Below are 19351 nucleotides of genomic sequence, written 5' to 3' on the forward strand. Positions count from 1 at the left end.
CTCAATACCTTGGTGAGAGATCACCAACGGAATATGCGTGACCGCTATGTCCGACCACAGGTCCACCGGTCGAATAACGACCGGCGAATACCTTGCGATCAGGCCCGCAGACGCTCCCGGCGCAGCTGCTCGACCTCCGGAAGCTCCAGCGGCGCAAGGGAATCCACACCCAGCGCCCGGCCCAGCAGGTAGTCGGCGAGCTCCGGATTGCGGGCCAGCGCCGGACCGTGCATGTAGGTGCCGAGCACCGAACCCTGCATCACACCCTCGAGACCGTCCCCGACGCCGTTGCCGACGCCCTTGGTGACCCGGGCCAGCGGCTTGGCGTCACCGCCGAGTTTGGTTCCGCCACGGTGGTTCTCGAAACCGGTCAGCGGCTGCGACAGGCCCGGCACCAGCGGCTGGGTCGCCACCTCGCCGATGGCCCGCTTGTCCTGCGGCGACGTGGTGACGTCGAACAGGCCCACACCGTCGACCCGCTCCCCCGACGACGTCTCGTACCAGTGGCCGAGCACCTGGATGGCCGCGCAGATGGCCAGCACCGGCGCACCCCGCCCGGCGGCCTCCTGCAGGCCCGGATACCGCTGCAGGTGGCGGGTGGCCAGCCGCTGCGCCGAATCCTCCGCGCCGCCGAGGGTGTAGAGGTCCAGCGAGTTGGGAACCGGCTCGGTGAGCGGGATCTCGACGATCTCGGCGTCGTAGCCGCGCATGCGCAGGCGCTGACGCAGCACCACGGCATTGCCGCCGTCGCCGTAGGTGCCCATGACGTCGGGGAGCACCAGCCCGATGCGGACGGTCGATTCTCGTGTCATGCCTTGGCGCCCGTCTTCTCTTCGAGGTCGCGGTTCAGGTCGCGGAACGCGGTGTAGTTGGCCAGCACCTCGACCCGTCCGGGCGGGCAGGAGGCGATGGCGCGCAAGGGATCCGCCACCGTGATGTGGTCGACGCCGGCGTAGGTGAGGCGCACCGCGAGATCGGTGGCGCGCTCACCGGCGGCCACCACCTGGGTGCCCTCGAAGTGCTCGAAACGCACGTCCCACAGCCAGGACAGGTCTTCGCCGTCGGGCACCTGGCCGTTGACCGCGATCACCAGACCCGTTGCGGCCGGGTCGATCATGGACAGCGCCTCCTGCCAGCCGGCCGGGTTCTTGGCCAGCAGCATGCGGGTGCTGCGGCCGTCGACGTCGACGCTGCGGTAGCGGCCCGCGATCTCGGTCACGGTGCCGGTCGCCGCGGCGGCCGCGGCCGGATCCGCGCCCAGCGCGACCGCGGCGGCCACCGCCTGGGCGGCATTGCCGCGATTGGCGCGACCCGGAAGGGCCAGGGAGAGCGGCAGTTCCAGGCCGTCGGGACCGTGCAGGCCCTGCTCGTCGACCCGCCACTGCGGTTCGGGGCGCTTGAAATCGGCGCCGGTGCTGTACCAGTGCTCGCCCTCCCACACGATGGGCTCACCGCTGCGCGGGCAGCTGGTGGCGTCCACCGCCCAGCCGCTGCCGGCCGAGACCCACACCACGTTCGGGTGGTCGTAGGCGATGGAGGTGATCAGCACGTCGTCGCAATTGGCGACGAGGACGGCGGCGGGGTGCCGGGCCATGCCCTCACGCAGGCGGCGCTCGATCATATTGATCTCGCCGACCCGGTCCAGCTGGTCGCGCGACAGGTTCAACAGCACCACCACCGACGGGTTCAACGCGTCGGCGACGTGCGGCAGGTGCAGTTCGTCGACCTCGATGGCCGCCAGCGGGGCGGTCCGGTGCGCGGTGAGCGCGGCCACGATCCCGGCGTCCATGTTCGCGCCGTCGGCCTGGGTGGCGACCCGGCCCAGCGACTGCAGCGCCGCGGTGGTCATGCGGGTGGTGGTGGACTTGCCGTTGGTGCCGGTCACCAGCACCGTGCGTTTGCCGCGGCCCAGCTGCGTCATCAGCGACGGATCGATCTTCAGCGCGATCAGCCCGCCGATCATCGAGCCGTTGCCCCGCCCGGCCCGCCGCGAAGCCCACGACGCTGCCGTCGCCGCCCGCAGCGCCAGCTGTCCGCGCATCGAGATGTCTGCCACGACGCGAGTTTATTGGTGCGGCGCTTCCACCGTGCAGGCGGTGCCGGGGCCCACCGCGTGATTCGCGCCGCAATCAGCCGTTGTAAAGCATCTTCTCGTAGCCCGGGCCGGTGTAATACGCCTCCAGCTCGGCCAGCGTCTCGGTCCCGGGCACCACGTCCTTCACCAAGCGCGCGACGCCCGGCAGCGTGTCCTCGGGCCACTGCTCCGGCTTCCACAGCCCGCTGCGCAGGAACGCCTTGCTGCAGTGGAAGAAGATCTGCTCGATATCGACCTCGATGGCCAGGATCGGGCGATGCCCCTTCACCACCATGTCGTCGAAATACGGTGCGTCCCGGAGCAATCGGGCGCGCCCGTTGATCCGCAGCGTGTCACCGCGGCCCGGGATCAGGAAGATCACGCCGACGTGCGGATTGCTGAGGATATTGAGGTACCCGTCGGCGCGGCGGTTACCGGGCCGCTCGGGGATGGCGATCGTCTTGTCGTCGAGCACCTTCACGAACCCGGCCGGATCGCCCTTCGGCGAGGCATCGCAGTTGCCGTCCGCGTCACTGGTGGCCAGCACCACGAACGGCGACCGCGCGATCCATTCACGATCCCACTCGTGCAGGGAGTAGCGGTCCTTGTTCCGGGGCCGCGGCGCGACCTCCCCCAGCAGTTCACGCAGTTCGACCGGGTCCGTGATCTCGCTCATGTACTCGATTGAACGCGCGGGCGGGGCCCTCACACCAGCCCTTTTCCGCCGGTGTGAGGAATCGCCTAGGCGTCGAACAGGTTCGGCTGCCCCGCCGTGTAGCGCGCGATGTCCAGCTGCCGGAACGGCTCCAGCTCCGGCGCGCGGTACAGCGTGAACACCTGGCAACGGGGTGCGTCGGAGCCCGTCACCTCCAGCAGCTTGTTCACCGCGGCCCGGGCCGACTCGGACGCACCCTCCATGGTGGCGAGGTCCACGTTGGTGCGCACGTAATCACCTGCCAGGTACAGGTTCTGGAGCGAATCGGCATGCGAATACGGCCGCAGCGCCAGCGAACCCGCGGTATTGATCAGCAACGGGTCGGCATTGGTGTTGCGCTGCTGCGAGGCGTCCCAGGCGATGCCGGTGTCGAGGAACCAGGAGTGCAGGTCGTCCTTGCCGAGCAGTTCACCGCGGTCGTTGAGGTGCGCGCCGAGCTGCGCCCAGGTCTCGCGGGCGATCTCCTCGTGCGTGCACTCCTTGGCCGGTTTACCGTAGAGGATGCCGGGGGTGTTCCAGTCGGAGATGTCGACCGACAGGCAGTCCTGGATCGAGCCGTCGCCCAGACCGGTGACGGGCGTGCGATTCCAGAACTGGCCCTGCGCGATCGAGGTCAGCGACCAGGGCGAGTCCACATAGGCGACGTGACCGCGGGCGATATCGGTGCGGCGGCGCAGGAAGAACTGGATGCCGCTCATCCAGTCCACCGTCAGCTGGCTCATGCCCGCCAATTCCGGTCGCAGCGACAGGATTTCGGGCGTCCACAGGGTGCGCGCCACCTCCACCGGCAGTGCGCTCACGAAGTGGTCGGCCTCGACCGTCTGGGCCGCTCCCGACGAATCCACCACCCGCGCACCGGAAATGCGAGCCCCGTCCAGTTCCAGTCCGCGGATCTCGGCGTTGACGAAGGTGACGCCGAGCTCCCGCAGCCGGTTGACCCAGGGATCGATCCAGGCCTCGTTGGTGGCCCCGTTCAGCAGCCGGTCCAGCGGCCCGTCATTGCCGGTCTCGAGCGGGTTCCCCAGGAACTGTTCGCCCATGTTGCCGATGGTGCGGGTGCTGGCCTTGTCGTCCTTGGCGGCCACCAGCAGCGTGGTGAGCGTGCGGGACAACAGCATGCGGAATTCGTTGGAGCGCTTGCCCGCGCCCACGTAGTCGCGCCACGGGACGCCGTCCCACTGCCCGTTGCGGCGGGCGTCGCAGCTGGTGTTGAAGACCAGCAGGCGATTGGCGAAGTAGAGGGCATCGGAGGTGCCCATATTGGTGGAGGTGGTGATGGCCGACCCGACGGTCTCGCGGAAGCTGTCGGGGTTGGTCCAGGGCTTTCCGGCCTTGCCCATGGGGATGATGGTGTCGTCGGCGCCCTTGCGCGAAAAGCGCACCTCCGATGCCGCCACCAGGTTGTCCCACACACCATTGGCATTGCCCGCGAACGGTATTCGCCGCATGGTGTCGGGAATATGGCGGTAGAAGCCGGGGAAGAAGCGGAATCCGTGCTCACCCCACAGTTCCGGCCGGCCGTCCTTGCCGCTGCCCGGGACGAGGATGCTGCGGGCCTTGCCGCCCAGCGCCCGCCGCTCGTACAGGGTCACCTCGAAGCCGCGTTCGGCCAGTTCGTGTGCCGCGGTCAGGCCCGCGACGCCACCGCCCAGCACGGCTACCCGACGTCCCGCGGCCGCGCGGGCGGAGGTCGGACGGGCGGCCCCCGCCGCCACCGCACCCGCCATCGCCCCGGCCGCTATTGCTCCACGCAGCACTGACCGCCGCGTGACGGACAAACGCTGTCCTGCCATACCCGTTACCTCCCACGCCTGGTCAGCATCCTATGGAGCTGTCGCAGACAGATGGTCGGTTGGGGTGGAAATTTTCATCCCGAAGGTCCGGATATCGGTCGAACAGCAACAAACTGGACTGCTCAGCTAGGCATCGACCAGCTTGGGGTCTTGAAATGGCTGGCGTGTCGGCTCGGTGTGTCGAATTGGCCCGGGCGTGGCGTCCTCGACCACGGCCGCCGGCACCCGACGGCCCGCCGAGGTGGCGGTGAACGCGCCCACGATCACGATCAGCGCCCCGACCAGGGACAACGCCGACGGAGTCTCGTGCAGGAAGGCCCAGGAGGCGGCGATCCCCACCACCGGCACCGCCAGCGACAGCGGAGCCACCGTGCTCGCCGGATAGCGGCTCATCAGATACGTCCACAGCCCCGAGCCCGCGATGGTGCCCAGCGCCACGATGTAGGCCAGCGCGGCGAACGCGGGCCACCCGGTCGAGGAGCAGGACGCGATCAGGTCGTTCCAGCCGGTGGCCGGCCCCTCGGTGAGCGCGGACAACGCGAACATCGGAATCGGCGGCACCACGGCCATCCAGAGCGTGAGGTGCAGCGGGTTCACGTTCTCGGACGCGGCCGCGGCCAGCCGGGACCCGATATTGCCGAAGGCCCAGCTCAATCCGCCCAGCAAGGTCAGCAGCAGTGGCAGCAGGGCCGCGTGGTGCGCCCGATCCCAGCCGATCACCGCCATCCCCGCCATGGCCACCGCGATCCCCGCCAGCTGGACGCCCCGCAACCGCTCCCGCAGGAACACCGCACCCAGCAGCACCGTGAACGGCGCCGAGGACTGCAACACCAGCGAGGACAACCCGGTCGGCATGCCCGCCCGCAACGCCGTGAACAGGAACGCGAACTGCAGGATCCCGAACCCGATCCCGTAGAGCAGCAACCACTGCCACGGAACCCGCGGCCGCGGCACGAACAGCAGCACCGGGATCGCGATCACGGCGAACCGCAGCCCCGCGAAGAAGAACGGCGGGAAGTGCTCCAGCCCGACGTGAATGGCGAGGAAGTTCAACCCCCACAGCACCACGACGGCGAGCCCGAGCAGTCGATCGCGATTGGTCATGCCGAAAATCTTGCTGGCGCTAATAAGTAAGAACAATCGAATAATTCTGCACCAACAATGTAGTAGAACTTAACCGTGCCGCAGCCCGACCCGCCCCGCTCCGTCCCACCCCCACGCCGCGTCCCCCGCAAAACCCCGGCCGTGACCGGCCCGCCGCCACCGGACACGGCCGGCGCGTCCGCCGCACCGCGGTCCGACGGGCCGCTCATGTCACTCGAGCGGCTGCGGGTGCTGCGCGAACTGGCCGATCGCGGGACGGTTGCGGCGGTGGCCGAGGCGCTGTCGATGACACCGTCGGCGGTGTCGCAGCAGTTGAAGGTGCTGGCCCGGGAGGCCGGGGTGGCGCTGCTGGAACCCGACGGCCGGCGAGTACGGCTCACCGATGCCGGTCGAGCGCTGGTCGTGCGAGCCGATGAGGTGCTCGCCGCGATGGAACGGGCGGTCACGGAGATGGCCGAGTATCGCGGGAAGCCGCGGGGACGGGTGCGGGTGGCGCTGTTCCCGTCCGGCGCCGCCCTGCTGCTGCCGCACGTGCTGGCCGAATTGGAGGACAGCGGCGTGGACGTGGTGGCGCGCGACGAGGACGTGCCGCCCAGCGAGGTGCCGCGATTGCTGGCCGATTACGACGTGGTGCTGACCCATCGCGACGAGCGCGCGCCGTCGCTCAGTGGGCCGCGGGTGGCCGCGCGGGTGCTGATGCGGGAGCCGATCGACGTGGTCGTCGCGCCCGATCACCGGCTGGCCCGGCAGGGCGCGGTGGTGCCCGCGGAACTGGCCGACGAGACCTGGATCAGCGTGCGCACCGGCTTCCCGGTCGACGACGTGCTGCGCTCGATCGCGACGGTGACCGGGGTGCAGCCGCGAATCGCCCAGCGGCTCAACGAATTCAGCGTGATCGAAGCGCTGGTGGCCACCGGCTACGGGGTGGCCCTGATGCCCCGCTACGCGGTCCGCCACCCGCACCTGGTGATGCTGCGCCTGGCCGGGGTGCGCGCGGCCCGCGTCTACGATCTGGCCACCCGCCCGCACGCCGACAAGCGCCCCGCCGTCGCCATGGTCATCGCCGCCTTCCAGACCGCCGCCCGCCGCGCCACCGGGGCGGAATAGCCCGCCGCGGACCCCGGCGGGGTCCGGGCCGGCCACGCCGGGCGACCGGCACGGAAATCACCTGTTGACTTGGAGTGCGCTCCAAGTCCTACCGTGGCGCTCATGAGCATTCGACTCGGGTATCAGATGCCGAACTTCAGCTACGGGGTCGCGCCCCGGGACCTCTTCCCGGCGGTGGCGGCGCAGGCGCGGGAAGCCGAGGCGGCGGGCTTCGACGCGGCCTTCGTGATGGACCACTTCTACCAGTTGCCGCTGATCGGGGCGCCCGAGGAGCCGATGCTGGAGGCGTACACCACGCTGTCCGGTCTGGCCGCCTCGACCGAGCGAATCCAGTTGTCCGCCTTGGTGACCGGCAACACCTACCGCAACCCGGCGCTCACCGCCAAGACCGTCACCACCCTCGACGTGGTCAGCGGCGGCCGGGCCGTGCTCGGTATCGGCGCGGGCTGGTTCGAGCTCGAGCACCAGGCGTACGGCTTCGACTTCGGCACCTTCACCGAGCGGTTCGAGAAGCTCGAGGAGTCCCTGGAGATCATCACCCCGATGCTGCGCGGGCAGCACTCCACCTTCGACGGCAAGTGGTACCGCACCAACGACGCCATGAACGAGCCGCGGGTGCGCGACGACCTGCCGATCCTGCTCGGCGGCGGCGGCGAGAAGAAGACCTTCGGCCTGGCCGCCCGCTTCGCCGACCACCTCAACATCATCTGCAACGCCTCCGAGCTCCCCCGCAAGCTCGACGCCCTGCACGCGCGCCTGGACGAGGCGGGCCGCGACCCGAAGACCCTCGAGACCAGCTTCCTCGCGTTCGTCATCGTCGACGAGGACGGCGACCGCGCCCGCAAGACCCAGGCCGAAATGCTGGCCCGGATCGGCATCACCGACCTGGGCGCCATGCCCAACGAGGCGCTGCGCAACACCCCCGCCGACCGCCAATTCGTCGGCACCCCGGACGAAGTGGCCGAGCAGATCCAGTCCCGGGTCCTCGACCACGGCATCGACGGCATCATCGTCAACCTGGTCACCAACGGCCACGAGGCGGGCACCGTGGAACTGGCCGGGCGGGCCCTGTCGCCGCTCGTTCAGGGCTGACTCACAAATGCACGAAGCCCCGCGGTTCTGTTGAACCGCGGGGCATTTCGTCGAGTCGGGCTCACCTGCGGGGACTCAGCCCTGCGGCGCGAAACCGCCGCCCGGCTGCGGCGGGAAGCCACCCTGCTGCGGCGGGAGACCACCCGGTTGCGGCGGCATGCCACCGTGCTGGGGCGCGAATCCACCCTGTTGCGGCGCGAAGCCGCCCTGTGGCTGGAATCCGCCCTGGTGGGGCGGGAACCCTTGCGCGGCAGCCTGATAGCCGAAGTCGTCGGCCACCATGGCGGCCAGTTCCAGCAGGGCCCGGCGGGTGGGCTTGCCGACCAGTTCCAGGTCGATCTCCGCGCCCTCGGCCAGGTGATCGTCGAACGGGACGACCTGCACGGCGCGGGTGCGGTCCAGGAACAGCTTGCGCAGCTGGTCCAGGTCCACCGTCGAGGATCCCTTGCGAGAGGCGTTGACCACCACCACGGTTCGCTCCACCAGCTTGTGGTAGCCGTGGTGGTCGAGCCAGTCCAGGGTGGCCGAGGCGCTGCGCGCGCCGTCGATGGCCGGCGAGGTGACGAGCACCAGTGAGCTCGCCATATCCAGCACGCCGGACATGGCCGAGTGCATCAGGCCGGTGCCGCAGTCGGTCAGGATGATGTTGTAGAACTGCTGCAGGATGCCGATGGCCTTGCGGTAGTCGGCTTCGGAGAACGCCTCCGACACCGCCGGATCCTGTTCGCTGGCAAGCACTTCCAGTCGGCTCGGCGCCTGCGAGGTGTGTGCGCGCACATCCGAGTACCGCGAGATGTGTCCGTCCTCCAGCAGGTTTCGCACCGTGGAGCGGGTCTGCCGCGGCACCCGGTGCGCGAGCGTCCCGAGGTCGGGGTTGGCGTCGATGGCGATCACCCGGTCACCGCGCAGCGAGGCGAAGGTGGAGCCCAGACCGACAGTGGTGGTGGTCTTTCCGACGCCGCCCTTGAGCGACAGGATCGCGATCCGGTAGTCCCCGCGCACCGGTTGGTTCACCCGGTCCACCAACTGCCGGTGCACCACGTCCGCGGCCGACTCGCCCGGGTTGATGGCGCCGCCCGACGCCTTGTGCACGGCGCGCCGCCAGCCGCTGCCCGGCGCCCGCCGAGCCCGCTTAAGCAGGTTGAGGTCGTTCACCGAATGCCCGGGCGGCGGGGGCTGCTGCCCGTACTGCTGCCCGAACCCGCCCTGCGGCGCAAAACCCTGCTGCTGCTGAGGATTCCAGCCCGGCTGGAAACCCACCTGCGGCTGCTGCTGTTGCGGCGGCGCGGCCGGGGGCGGCGACCAGCTGTAGATCGGCCCGCCCGGCTGATCGTTGGACGGCGCGAACTGCCCCGGCTGTCCGGGTCCGCCGAAGTGCCCGGGCTCGCCCGGCTGACCCGACTGATCGGGGCCCTGCTCACCGGGGAAGTGGCCCTGCTGATCCGGGAACACCCGGCGCACCATGCCGTCGCTGCCGATTTCCTGCCGGATCTCGCCGTAGGGGGTCTGCTCGCGGATCTCGCCGATCGGCGGAAAACCGCCCGGCGCACCGGGATTCGGCGGCGGCGCGAACTGTCCGGCGTCCGGCGGCGGGAACCCGCCGGCGGGCGGGAAGCCCGGCTGCCCGTACGGTCCCGGGCCGCCCGGCGGGAACGGATTGTGGCCGTCACCCGGGAAGGGACTCCCGTTGCCCGGATACACCACGGTCTGGTCGATCGAATCCGGCACCGGCGGGAAGAACCCGGCGGCCGATTCCTCGGCGTCGGAACCGGATTCCTTCACCTCGGCGGACCCGCCCTGAATATCCGCCTCCGCCGCTGCGAGGGCGTCGTCGACATCCTCGACCGGCTTCGCGGTCGAATTCTGATCTTTCGTAGTCACGTGTCCCCCATCTGCTCGACGGCTCGAACAGAGAGCTCGGCGCTAATGCGACCCAACGCTAGCATTATCGGCCCCCGTGGACGCGGCGAGCCCGTCTCGACGACGTCGAGACGGGCCCTCCTACCTGCGTTTTCTCTGCTGTACCGGTCCCGGTCCGCTCAGCCCTTGCGGGCAGCGCGGTTGACCGCGGAGACCACCGCGCGCAGCGAGGCGGTCGTGATCGAGGTGGCGATGCCGACACCCCACGAAACCTGGTCCCCGATGGCGCATTCCACGTAGGCCGCGGCCTGCGCGTCGTCGCCGGAGGACATGGCGTGCTCGCTGTAGTCCAGCACGCGCACGTCGTAGTCGATGGTGGCCAGCGCGTCGATGAAGGCAGCCAGCGGGCCGTTGCCCTCACCGGAGATGGCGTGCTCGACACCGCCGACCTTGACCACGGCCTCGATGTGATCGACGCCGCCGTCGGTCTCCGACGCGGTGACCTTCTGGCGCATGCGCTCCAGCGGCAGGATCGGGGTCAGGTACTCCTCGGAGAAGACGTCCCACATCTCCTTCGGGGTGACCTCGCCGCCCTCGCCGTCGGTGATCTTCTGCACGGCCTGCGAGAACTCGATCTGCAGCCGGCGCGGCAGCACCAGCCCGTGATCGGTCTTCATGATGTAGGCGACGCCGCCCTTGCCGGACTGCGAGTTCACCCGGATCACGGCCTCGTAGGTGCGGCCGACGTCCTTCGGGTCGATGGGCAGGTACGGAACCTCCCACACGATGTCGTCCACGTCGGCGCCCTGCGCGTCGGCGGCGGCCTTCATGGCGTCCAAGCCCTTGTTGATGGCGTCCTGGTGCGAGCCGGAGAACGCGGTGTAGACCAGGTCACCGCCGTAGGGGTGGCGCTCGGCGACCGGCAGCTGGTTGCAGTATTCGACCGTGCGGCGGATCTCGTCGATGTTGGAGAAGTCGATCTGCGGGTCGATGCCGCGCGAGAACATGTTCATGCCCAGCGTGACCAGGCAGACGTTGCCGGTGCGCTCGCCGTTGCCGAACAGGCAGCCCTCGATGCGGTCCGCGCCGGCCTGGTAGCCCAGTTCCGCGGCGGCCACGGCGGTGCCGCGGTCGTTGTGCGGGTGCAGCGACAGCAGGATGGAGTCGCGGCGGGCCAGGTTGCGGTGCATCCACTCGATGGAGTCGGCGTAGACGTTGGGCGTCGCCATCTCCACGGTCGCGGGCAGGTTGATGATCAGCGGCTTCTGCGGGGTCGGCGCGATGATCTCGGAGACCGCGTCACATACCTCGCGGGCATAGTCCAGCTCGGTGCCGGTGTAGGACTCGGGGCTGTACTCGTAGCGCCAGTTGGTGTCCGGGTACCGCTGCTCGACCTCCAGGCACAGCTTCGCGGCGTCGGTGGCGATCTTCTTGACCGCGGCCCGGTCCGCGCGGAAGACCACGCGGCGCTGCAGGATCGAGGTGGAGTTGTAGAAGTGGACGATCACGTTCGGGGCGCCGGCGCAGGCCTCGAAGGTGCGCTCGATCAGTTCCGCGCGGGACTGGGTCAGCACCTGGATGGTGACGTCGTCGGGAACCGCGCCGTCTTCGATGATCTCGCGGACGAAGTCGAAGTCGGTCTGCGAGGCGGACGGGAAGCCGACCTCGATCTCCTTGTAGCCCATCCGCACCAGCAGGTCGAACATGCGACGCTTGCGGGCGGGGCTCATCGGGTCGATCAGCGCCTGGTTGCCGTCGCGCAGGTCCACGGCGCACCAGCCGGGCGCGCGGTCGATGATCTTGTCCGGCCAGGTGCGGTCGGGCAGCTCGACGGGCTCGACCTCCTCGGCGAAGGGCCGGTACCGGAACACCGGCATCGAGGAGTTCTTCTGCTTGTTCCACGCCGGCTGGTCAGCGGGCGCGGGCTTGGACGGCGCGGTGATGTTGCGCGTACCGGATGTGAAAGCGTCAGCGGGTGACATGGCGATTATCTCCGAGGGTGTGGCTGGATCCCAGGTATGGGGTAGACCGGCATGGCAGATCCCCGCGGCGGGAGCCGGTCCGAATCAGACCCCGTCGCGGCGGCCGAGGAGAAGTGCCCGCTGCATGATGGTCAGAAGTTTACAGGGGCGCGATAGGCGCCTGGAAGTCGGGGAGGCGGGGGCCACAGTCCGAGTGTGTCACTCCCCCGGCTCGGCCGGTGGGACATCGGGCGGGATCGGGGCGACATCGACGGAGACGGTGATGGTCGATTCGCGGGCGTCGGTATAGATGATGCCGCGCAGCGGGGGGACGTCGGCGTAGTCGCGGCCCCAGGCGACGGTGACGTAGCGGTCGTCGGCGAACTGGTCGTTGGTCGGGTCGAAGCCGATCCACCGGCCCGCGCCGCCGGGCAGCCAGACGTCGGCCCAGGCGTGGGTGGCGTCCGCGCCGACCATCCGTTCCTTGCCGGGGGGCGGGTCGGTGGCGAGGTAGCCGGAGACGTAGCGGGCGGCCAGGCCCTGTGAGCGCAGGCAGGCGATGCCGAGGCGGGCGAAGTCCTGACAGACGCCGCGGCGTTCGGAGAACACGTCGGCGACGCTGGTGCTGACGGTGGTGGAGCCGGATTCGTAGGCGAAGTCGGTGTGGATGCGGGTGGTGAGTTCCCGCACGGCGTCCAGCAGGGGGCGGCCGGGCGGGAAGGACTGGGCGGCGTAGGCCGCGACTTCGGGGGTGATCTCGGACGGGGTCAGGTCGAGGGTGAATTCCACGGCGAGCGGGCCGTTTCCGGCGCTCGGGCGGGCCTGTTCCCAGGCGGGCTGTGCGGCGGGCGGGCCGGGCGGGGTGACCTCGACGAGGGATTCGCCGGTGACCTCGAGGCGACGGTGTCCGGCGGTGACGTGGAAATAAAGGGTGGTGTTGCCGTACACGTCGGTGCCGACCGACCGGTCCGATGGCATCGGGTCGACGCGGGTGTCATGGGCGAGCAGCCGCTGGCCCGGGAACTCGCGCGGCGTCAGATAGGCGCGCCCGTAGGAACTGCTGACCACGTCCGAGTACTCGTAGACGGTGCGATGCAGCACCCGGTAGCGGCGCATCACCCCACCACCCGGGTGGAGCCCCACAGCGGCTGGATCTCGAGCGGCACCGACAGCCTGGTCGCCTCGAAGGATTCGGAGAGCTTGCGCAGGCGCAGGTGGACGCCGTCGAGCAGGTCGGCCAGTTCGGCGCGACGGCCGTCGGCTGCCACCGTTTCCAGGTCGGCCGGGTCGACGCGGCGCAGCATGCGCTGGGCGTCGGCCAGGAGTCGTTGCGGGCGCGCGGATCCGGAGACGCCGGGCAGCGCCTGGAAGTCGTCGTCGAGTCGTTGCAGCTGGTAGGCCAGCGACCGCGGATTGTGCTCGTCGAACAGCAGCAGGCCGGCCACGGCGGCGATCCGCACCGAATCCCGGTGGCGGCGGCGGTAACTCACCGCGGAGACGGTGGCCTGCAGCACCACGTCGGTGATCACCCGGCTCGCCTCGGGCGGGTGCGTGCCGGTGAGCGCGGCGGTGAGCAGCGCCGCCAGCGCGAGGGCGCGTTCCAGCCGGCGGCCGATGTCCATGACGTGCCAACCGGTGTCGCGGACCGTCGATTCCGCGTCGATCCCGGTGAGCGCCAGCAGCGCGGACAGGGCGCGGGAATGGACGGTGGACAGGGCCGCGCCCCGATCGCCCAGCGCGTCACGGTATTCGGACAGGGCGCGGTCGAGGGAGCCGAGCACCATCCAGGTATCGGGCGAGAGTTGATCGCGGACGGCGCGAGCGGCTTTGGCGTAGTGCTCCAGGGAGAACGCGACGGAACCGGCGAACTCGCGGTCGACGGTCAGCGAGACCAGGTAGTCGTGGTCGCGGCGGGACGCGCCCGGCAGCGCGATCGGGACGGTCGGTTCGTCGGAGTACTCGCGCTGCCGCCGATTGCGTGGCGGCTCCGCCAGCTCTTCCGGTACCGCTACGGGTTTCGGCACGGGTGCCCGGCGCGGGGCGGGCGGAGCGGTACCGGTCATGCGACCCAGCGCGGCCATCAGGATGGGCATGGCCTCCGCGCCCTCCATCCACGGCCGGTAACGGTAGTCCTGGTGGCGGTCGTGGATGGCGGCGAGCAGGCGCACGGTGACCTCGGCGCGCTCGCCGTAGCGGCCCAGCCAGAACAGGTCGTCGAGCACGCGCGGCGAGCTGACCACGTCGACCGGCGCGACGGCCGCCGCCAGGCGCTCGCGTTCCTCCGGCACCTCGACCGCGGGCACGGCGGGCACCTCGGCGGGGGTGGCGCGTACCCAGACGTCCTTGGCGGCGGCCTCCCCCACCATGCCGTCCGGTCCGCCACGCTGATGCAGTTGCCCCAATCCGCCTTGCATGACGCGGTATCCGACGCGCCCGGCCAGCGAGAACAGCCGGACGGCGACAGGTGCGGCGGCGAGTCCGCCGGCGCCGTCCACCGCCGGCGCGACCGAGAACCGGGCGGGTTCCTGCCCCACCCACTTCCAGCCCTCGGCCTCGATCCGGGCCCGCCAGTGCGCGCGCTGGGCGGCGGTGAGCACGGGGCCGAAGATCGCGGCGCCGTCGATGGTCGAGCGCAATACCAGTCGGTGCAGGTTGGCGGTCAGGTGTGAGCGTTCGGAATCGTCTCCACCCCAATAGGATTCGACCCCGGGCAACGCCAGTTCCTCGTCCAGCAGCCGGCGCGCCAAACGCGGCAGGAACGGAGCCAGGCCAGGGCTCTCCAGCAGCCCGCTGCCGAGCGTGTTGACGACGGTGACCGCGCCGCGGCGCAGCACTTCCACCAGCCCGACCACGCCCAGCCGCGAATCCGGCCGCAAATCCAGGGGATCGGAGAATTCGGCGTCCACCCGGCGAAGCACCACGTCGACCCGCTTCAGGGTGCCCAGCGAACGCATCCACAACCGGCCGTCACGCACCACCAGATCGGCGGACTCGACCAGCGGGAAGCCCAGCACCGACGCCAGATACGCCTGATCGAAAGCGGTTTCGGAGTGCACGCCGGGGCTCAGCACCACGACCACGGGGTCCTCGTCGGCAGCCCGGGGCGCGGCCTCGATGAGCATGAGCCGCATGGCCCGCACGAACGGGGTGAGCGGCCGGGGACTGGCCAGTTCGAACGCCTCGGGGATGGCGGCGGAGACGACGCGGCGGTCGGCCAGCGCGTAGCCCGCGCCGGACGGGGCCTGCGCCCAGTCGGCGAGCACCCGGAAGCCGCCGTCGTCCCAGCGGCTGACATCGCAGGCATGAAGGAACAGCTGATGCCGACCTGGAAGCGAAATGCCATGTGCGGCGCGCACATACTTTTGATTGGCGAAGACGAGCTGCGGCGGCAGCAGTCCTTCGGTGAGGGTGCGGCGCGGACCGTAGACGTCGGCGAGGACCGCGTCGAGCAGCCGGGAGCGTTGCACCACACCGGATTCCAGCGTGGCCCACTCGGCGTCGGAGAGCAGCAGCGGAATCGGGTCCAGCCGCCACGGCGAGGGGGTGGCAGGCGCGTCGGAGGGGGTCAGTTCGGTATAGGTGATGCCGTCGTCCTCGATGAGCCGGCGCACCCGGGTGTCGATGCGCCGCAGGCCTTCCCGGCCCTGGTCGAGAACGTCGGCGGAGAGGTCCGCCCACATGCCGCGCAACCGGCCGTCCCGGTCGGCCAGCTCGTCGTAGAAGCCGCCGGTGGTCAGCCCGCAGGCGTCGCGGGAGCCGGTGGCGGCCGCGGCGGCACGGTAGTTCGCGAATTCCTCGAGCACCTCGCGGCGCGCGGACAGGGCGGCCCACCGATCCGGTTCTCCCGGCGTGGCGTCTCCGGGCGGCACTGCGTCGAGCACTGTCACCGCAACCACTTCCCCGGTATGCCTAGGAATCGCGGACGATGCCCCACACCGTCCGCGCCCGGCGCAGATCGAGTATTCCGGGCGCGCCCACGTCCGTTGCCTGCATAGCCATTTTGGCACGCACATCGGCGATATCGACCGGACCCGGAGTGTGCCCGGCGGATTCGAAGCGCCGATTGCGCCGGGATTGCGCGACCACCGCGTTCACCGGCGGCCCGGCATAGAACATGCCGCCGGGGTGGCTCACGTGATAGGTGCAGCCGCCGCGGGACAGTCCGGTGTCCAGCTCGATCACGTCGAAGACCAGTGGCGCGTCCACGGTGATGGTCGGGTGCAGGGATTCCGGCGGCTGCCAGGCCCGATAGCGCACGCCCGCCACCTGCACGTCCGCGCGGCCGGCCGGGATCAGCGGCAGCGGGAAACCATTGCAGGTCACCACGTACCGGTCCCGGTCGGCACCGGTCACCCGCACCTGCAGCCGCTCCACCGAGGAGTCCACGTACCGTGCGGTCCCGGATGCCGTGGTCTGTTCACCGAGCGTGTTCCACGGTTCGATCGCCCCGCGCAGTTCCACTTCCATATCCCCGAGTACCACCGTGCCGAAGCGGGGAAAACGAAACTCCGAGAACGGATCGAGCCAGCTGGTATCGAATTCGATACCGTGCGCGCGCAGATCGGCCGCCACCTCGGCGATATCGGCCTGCAGGAAGTGCGGCAGCAGATAGCGACCGTGCAGATTCGCGCCGTGCCGGATGAGCGGAGCGGTGTAGGGATGCTCCCAGAACCGCAGCACCAGCGCCCGCACCAGCAGGGACTGCACCATGGCCATCCGGAAATGCGGCGGCATCTCGAAGCCGCGCAATTCCACCAGCCCGAGCCGGCCGCGCGCGGAGTCGGGACTGTAGAGCTTGTCCACGCAGAACTCGGCGCGATGGGTATTGCCGGTGAGATCGGTGAGCAGATGCCGCAGCGCACGGTCGACCGCCCACGGCGGCGCGGTGGCGTCCTCGGCATCGTCGTCGGCGGCGGATCGGCTCAGCCGGGCGATCTCCGCGAACGCGATCTCCAGCTCGTAGAGGGTGTCCTCCCGGCCCTCGTCGACCCGGGGCGCCTGCGAGGTCGGCCCGATGAATCTGCCCGAGAACAGGTAGGACAGCGCCGGGTGCCGCTGCCAGTAGGTGAGCATCGAGACCAGTAGGTCCGGTCTGCGCAGCAGCGGCGACCGCGCGGGCGTCCGACCGCCCAGCGTGATGTGATTGCCGCCGCCGGTCCCCCGGTCGGTGCCGTCCACATCGAAGGACTCGGTGCTCAACCGCGCCAGCCGTGCCTGCTCGTAGAGCGTCTCCAGCAGCCGCGACTGCTCACCGAAACCGGTGGTGGGCTGGACGTTCACCTCCAGCACGCCCGGATCCGGGGCCACCGACAGCGTGTGCAGCCGACCGTCCACCGGTGGCGCGTACCCTTCCAGCACGACCGGCTGCCCGACCGCGACCACCGCGTCCTCCACCCGCCGCACCAGATCGCAGAACGCACCGAATTCCGTGATGGGCGGCAGGAATACGAACAGGCGGCCGTCGCGGATCTCGGCGACCAGCGCGGTGATCGGCGCGCGCTCCGCGGACTCCACCACCGCGGGCGGCTCGCTCGCAGCCAACGGCCGGCGCGCCGCGAACGGGTCGGCCTCGGGCCGCGGCGGCGGCGCGTTCCAGGTGACCGACCCCAGCGGCAGCCGCAGTCCGGCGGGAGAATCGCCTTCCGTCAACATGATTCGGCCCCGGCGCAACTTCCAGTCCGCGCTCGCCCACCCGGCCTCGTCCTCGCGGCGATACAGGGACAGCACGTAGGCGACCGGCTCGCCGACGGTGGTGTCGAGGCGTTCCAGCAGTTCCCGCCGGGCCGCAGCGGAATCCGATCCGGTTGGCAGATCCTCTCCTGCCGTTACCGGTTCCCCTTCCGGCACAGCGGCTTTCGCCGCCATGCGAAGCAGTGGGTCCTCGTACACCGGGCGCACCTGGCTGTCCGGCAGACCCAAACCCCTCGCGATGTGGGCGATCACCTCCCCCGCGATGCCCGAAGACGCGGGCGTCGGCGGTTCGGTGGAGGTCAGCCAGGGCGAGGCGAGCAGCTCGGGGTGATTCCAGAGAGGTTCGCCATCGTCACGCCAGGTGAGGGCGATTTCCCAGCGCGGCAGGGGTTCTCCGGGATACCACTTGCCCTGGCGGTACTGGGTCAGACCGGTGGGGGCGTAGATCCGGCGGAGGCGGTCGGCGAGGTCGGCGGCGCGTTCCCGTTTGGCGGGGCCGTCGGCCTCGGTGGTCCATTCGGGGCCGGTCTGGTCGTCGAGGGAGACGAAGGTGGGTTCGCCGCCGATGGTGAGGTCGATGCCGGCGGCCTCGGTGCGGGTGTCCACCGCGGCGCCCGCCGCGCGGATCCGCTGCCATTGAGAATCGGTGTAGGGCAGGGTGACTCGGGGATCCTGGTGGATACGGCGGACGGTGTTGGAGAAGTCGAGGCTGGCGTTGACCGGGTCGGTGGCCCCGGTGATGGGGGCCGAGGACACCGGGTGCGGGGTGGCGGCCAAGGGGATATGGCCTTCGCCGGCGAACAGGCCCGAGGTGGGGTCCAGGCCGACCCAGCCCGCGCCGGGCAGGAACACCTCGGTCCAGGCGTGCAGGTCGGTGAAGTCGGCGGGCGGGCCCGACGGTCCGTCCAGCGAGGGGACGTCCTGGGCCAATTGGATGAGATAGCCGGAGACGAAGCGGGCGGCGAGGCCGAATTCGCGCAGGATGGAGACCAGCAACCACGCCGAGTCCCGGCACGATCCGAGGCCCGTGCGCAGGGTGTGCGCGGGTGTTTGGACGCCGGGCTCCAACCGGATGGTGTACGCGACGTCCTGACGGAGCGCCTGATTCACGGCGATCAGGAATTCGATGGTGCGCGGCCGGTCGCGCGGGGTGTGGCGGCGCACCCACTCCCGCACGAGACCGCTTGGCCCAGACCCGGATTCGCCCTCGTCGACCGGCCGCAGATAGGCCTCCAGGTCGGCGGCCAGCTGCGGTGCATAGCCGAACGGGAAATGCTCGGACTGTTCCTCGACGAAGAAGTCGAACGGATTGATGGCGTCCATGTCCGCGATCAGCCCGATCGTGATGGACAGTTCCGGCGTGGGTTCGTGGAAGATCAAGCGCGCCAGGAAATTCCCGAACGCGTCCTGTTGCCAGTTCACCCAATGGTTCCCCGGCGTCACCCGCATCGAGTAGGCCTCGATGGTGGTGCGGGTGTGCGGAGCGGGGCGCAGCCGGACCACGTGCGGATGGACGCGCACGGGGTGGTCGAAGGAATAGGTGGTGCGGTGTTCGAGGGAAACCTTGATCCCCATCCGTCCAGTTGACCACGGCGAGCCCCCGGCACGCGGGAGTTTTTCCGACAGTTCGGGCGACACGCGGTGTCCTGCAGCTCCACAGCCTCCCGCGATTGTCGGTCGCGGGTGCTATCACCGTAGGGACGGCTGAAGGAGGTTGCTGTGCGTCCTGCGAGTTGCGCTTCGTGTGAATCGGCCCTCGACCACTGTCACGGGACCTTGATCGTGCACGCCGCCGGTCCGGTGGAATGCACCGAATCCGAGTGCTTCGACACCGACCGGGCGCGGCATCTGTTCGTGGCCGACTGCTTCGATGCAGCCGGCGACTGCGCCTGCGCGGCGCCCGCGGCCCGGACCGGGCGGCGGAACCGCGCGGGCTAGCCACTAGCCTGGCCCG

13 protein-coding genes are annotated in these 19351 nt (G+C 70.0%); 3 read left to right on the forward strand and 10 right to left on the reverse strand.

Annotation, left to right across the window (positions count from 1 at the left end; all coding sequences use genetic code 11):
• Positions 1-98: 98 nt before the first annotated feature.
• The 5 genes from ACYVKL_RS19170 to ACYVKL_RS19190 form a co-directional block, all read right to left on the reverse strand.
• Positions 99-812, reverse strand: a complete 714-nt coding sequence (locus ACYVKL_RS19170) for a type 1 glutamine amidotransferase (RefSeq protein WP_213558905.1) — start codon at positions 810-812, stop codon at positions 99-101.
• Entirely contained in the window at positions 809-2041 is a 1233-nt protein-coding gene (locus tag ACYVKL_RS19175) for a Mur ligase family protein (RefSeq protein WP_357192350.1), read from the reverse strand. Before ACYVKL_RS19175 ends, ACYVKL_RS19170 begins: the two co-directional genes overlap by 4 nt.
• Positions 2042-2129: 88 nt before the next feature.
• The gene (locus ACYVKL_RS19180) at positions 2130-2750 is read right to left on the reverse strand and encodes a pyridoxamine 5'-phosphate oxidase family protein (protein ID WP_379165104.1); all 621 of its coding nucleotides are present in this window, start codon (positions 2748-2750) and stop codon (positions 2130-2132) included.
• Positions 2751-2815: 65 nt separating this feature from the next.
• Complete coding sequence (locus tag ACYVKL_RS19185) at positions 2816-4582, reverse strand: hydroxysqualene dehydroxylase (protein WP_379165106.1); 1767 nt, start codon at positions 4580-4582, stop codon at positions 2816-2818.
• Between the two features lie 126 nt (positions 4583-4708).
• On the reverse strand, positions 4709-5686 hold the full coding sequence (locus ACYVKL_RS19190; RefSeq protein ID WP_379165108.1) for an EamA family transporter: 978 nt from the start codon (positions 5684-5686) through the stop codon (positions 4709-4711).
• Between the two features lie 207 nt (positions 5687-5893).
• On the opposite strand from ACYVKL_RS19190, the gene ACYVKL_RS19195 reads away from it, so the two are divergent.
• Both ACYVKL_RS19195 and ACYVKL_RS19200 read left to right on the forward strand, forming a co-directional pair.
• Positions 5894-6793, forward strand: coding sequence for a LysR family transcriptional regulator (locus tag ACYVKL_RS19195; RefSeq protein WP_357192349.1), 900 nt, complete (start codon positions 5894-5896; stop codon positions 6791-6793).
• 102 nt (positions 6794-6895) lie between these two features.
• On the forward strand, positions 6896-7885 hold the full coding sequence (locus tag ACYVKL_RS19200) for an LLM class F420-dependent oxidoreductase (protein ID WP_357190014.1): 990 nt from the start codon (positions 6896-6898) through the stop codon (positions 7883-7885).
• Positions 7886-7960: 75 nt separating this feature from the next.
• Here the strand turns inward: ACYVKL_RS19200 and ACYVKL_RS19205 are convergent, their stop codons facing one another.
• The 5 genes from ACYVKL_RS19205 to ACYVKL_RS19225 all read right to left on the reverse strand — a co-directional run bounded on the left by ACYVKL_RS19205 (position 7961) and on the right by ACYVKL_RS19225 (position 18972).
• On the reverse strand, positions 7961-9766 hold the full coding sequence (locus ACYVKL_RS19205; protein ID WP_379165110.1) for a MinD/ParA family ATP-binding protein: 1806 nt from the start codon (positions 9764-9766) through the stop codon (positions 7961-7963).
• Between the two features lie 158 nt (positions 9767-9924).
• Positions 9925-11727, reverse strand: a complete 1803-nt coding sequence (gene leuA, locus ACYVKL_RS19210) for a 2-isopropylmalate synthase (protein WP_379165112.1) — start codon at positions 11725-11727, stop codon at positions 9925-9927.
• Positions 11728-11925: 198 nt separating this feature from the next.
• On the reverse strand, positions 11926-12822 hold the full coding sequence (locus ACYVKL_RS19215) for a transglutaminase family protein (protein ID WP_379165114.1): 897 nt from the start codon (positions 12820-12822) through the stop codon (positions 11926-11928).
• Positions 12822-15593, reverse strand: coding sequence for a circularly permuted type 2 ATP-grasp protein (locus ACYVKL_RS19220; RefSeq protein WP_379165116.1), 2772 nt, complete (start codon positions 15591-15593; stop codon positions 12822-12824). The genes ACYVKL_RS19215 and ACYVKL_RS19220 overlap by 1 nt, the downstream gene beginning before the upstream one ends.
• Before the next feature lie 22 nt (positions 15594-15615).
• Positions 15616-18972 carry a transglutaminase family protein gene (locus ACYVKL_RS19225; protein ID WP_379165118.1) on the reverse strand — a complete coding sequence of 1119 codons (3357 nt, stop codon included), beginning with the start codon at positions 18970-18972 and terminating at the stop codon, positions 15616-15618.
• A gap of 144 nt (positions 18973-19116) precedes the next feature.
• Between ACYVKL_RS19225 and ACYVKL_RS19230 the strand changes: the two genes are divergently transcribed.
• Complete coding sequence (locus ACYVKL_RS19230) at positions 19117-19335, forward strand: hypothetical protein (RefSeq protein WP_379165120.1); 219 nt, start codon at positions 19117-19119, stop codon at positions 19333-19335.
• Positions 19336-19351: the final 16 nt, after the last annotated feature.

Source organism: Nocardia tengchongensis (genome assembly GCF_054781395.1).

Bases quoted from the DNA above. Each gene is read 5' to 3' on its own strand.
- ACYVKL_RS19200 (WP_357190014.1), top strand. From the start codon at position 6,896: ATGAGCATTCGACTCGGGTATCAGATGCCGAACTTCAGCTACGGGGTC.
- ACYVKL_RS19185 (WP_379165106.1), bottom strand. From the start codon at position 4,582: ATGGCAGGACAGCGTTTGTCCGTCACGCGGCGGTCAGTGCTGCGTGGA.
- ACYVKL_RS19215 (WP_379165114.1), bottom strand. From the start codon at position 12,822: ATGCGCCGCTACCGGGTGCTGCATCGCACCGTCTACGAGTACTCGGAC.
- ACYVKL_RS19190 (WP_379165108.1), bottom strand. From the start codon at position 5,686: ATGACCAATCGCGATCGACTGCTCGGGCTCGCCGTCGTGGTGCTGTGG.
- ACYVKL_RS19170 (WP_213558905.1), bottom strand. From the start codon at position 812: ATGACACGAGAATCGACCGTCCGCATCGGGCTGGTGCTCCCCGACGTC.
- ACYVKL_RS19175 (WP_357192350.1), bottom strand. From the start codon at position 2,041: ATGCGCGGACAGCTGGCGCTGCGGGCGGCGACGGCAGCGTCGTGGGCT.
- leuA (WP_379165112.1), bottom strand. From the start codon at position 11,727: ATGTCACCCGCTGACGCTTTCACATCCGGTACGCGCAACATCACCGCG.
- ACYVKL_RS19195 (WP_357192349.1), top strand. From the start codon at position 5,894: ATGTCACTCGAGCGGCTGCGGGTGCTGCGCGAACTGGCCGATCGCGGG.
- ACYVKL_RS19180 (WP_379165104.1), bottom strand. From the start codon at position 2,750: ATGAGCGAGATCACGGACCCGGTCGAACTGCGTGAACTGCTGGGGGAG.
- ACYVKL_RS19225 (WP_379165118.1), bottom strand. From the start codon at position 18,972: ATGGGGATCAAGGTTTCCCTCGAACACCGCACCACCTATTCCTTCGAC.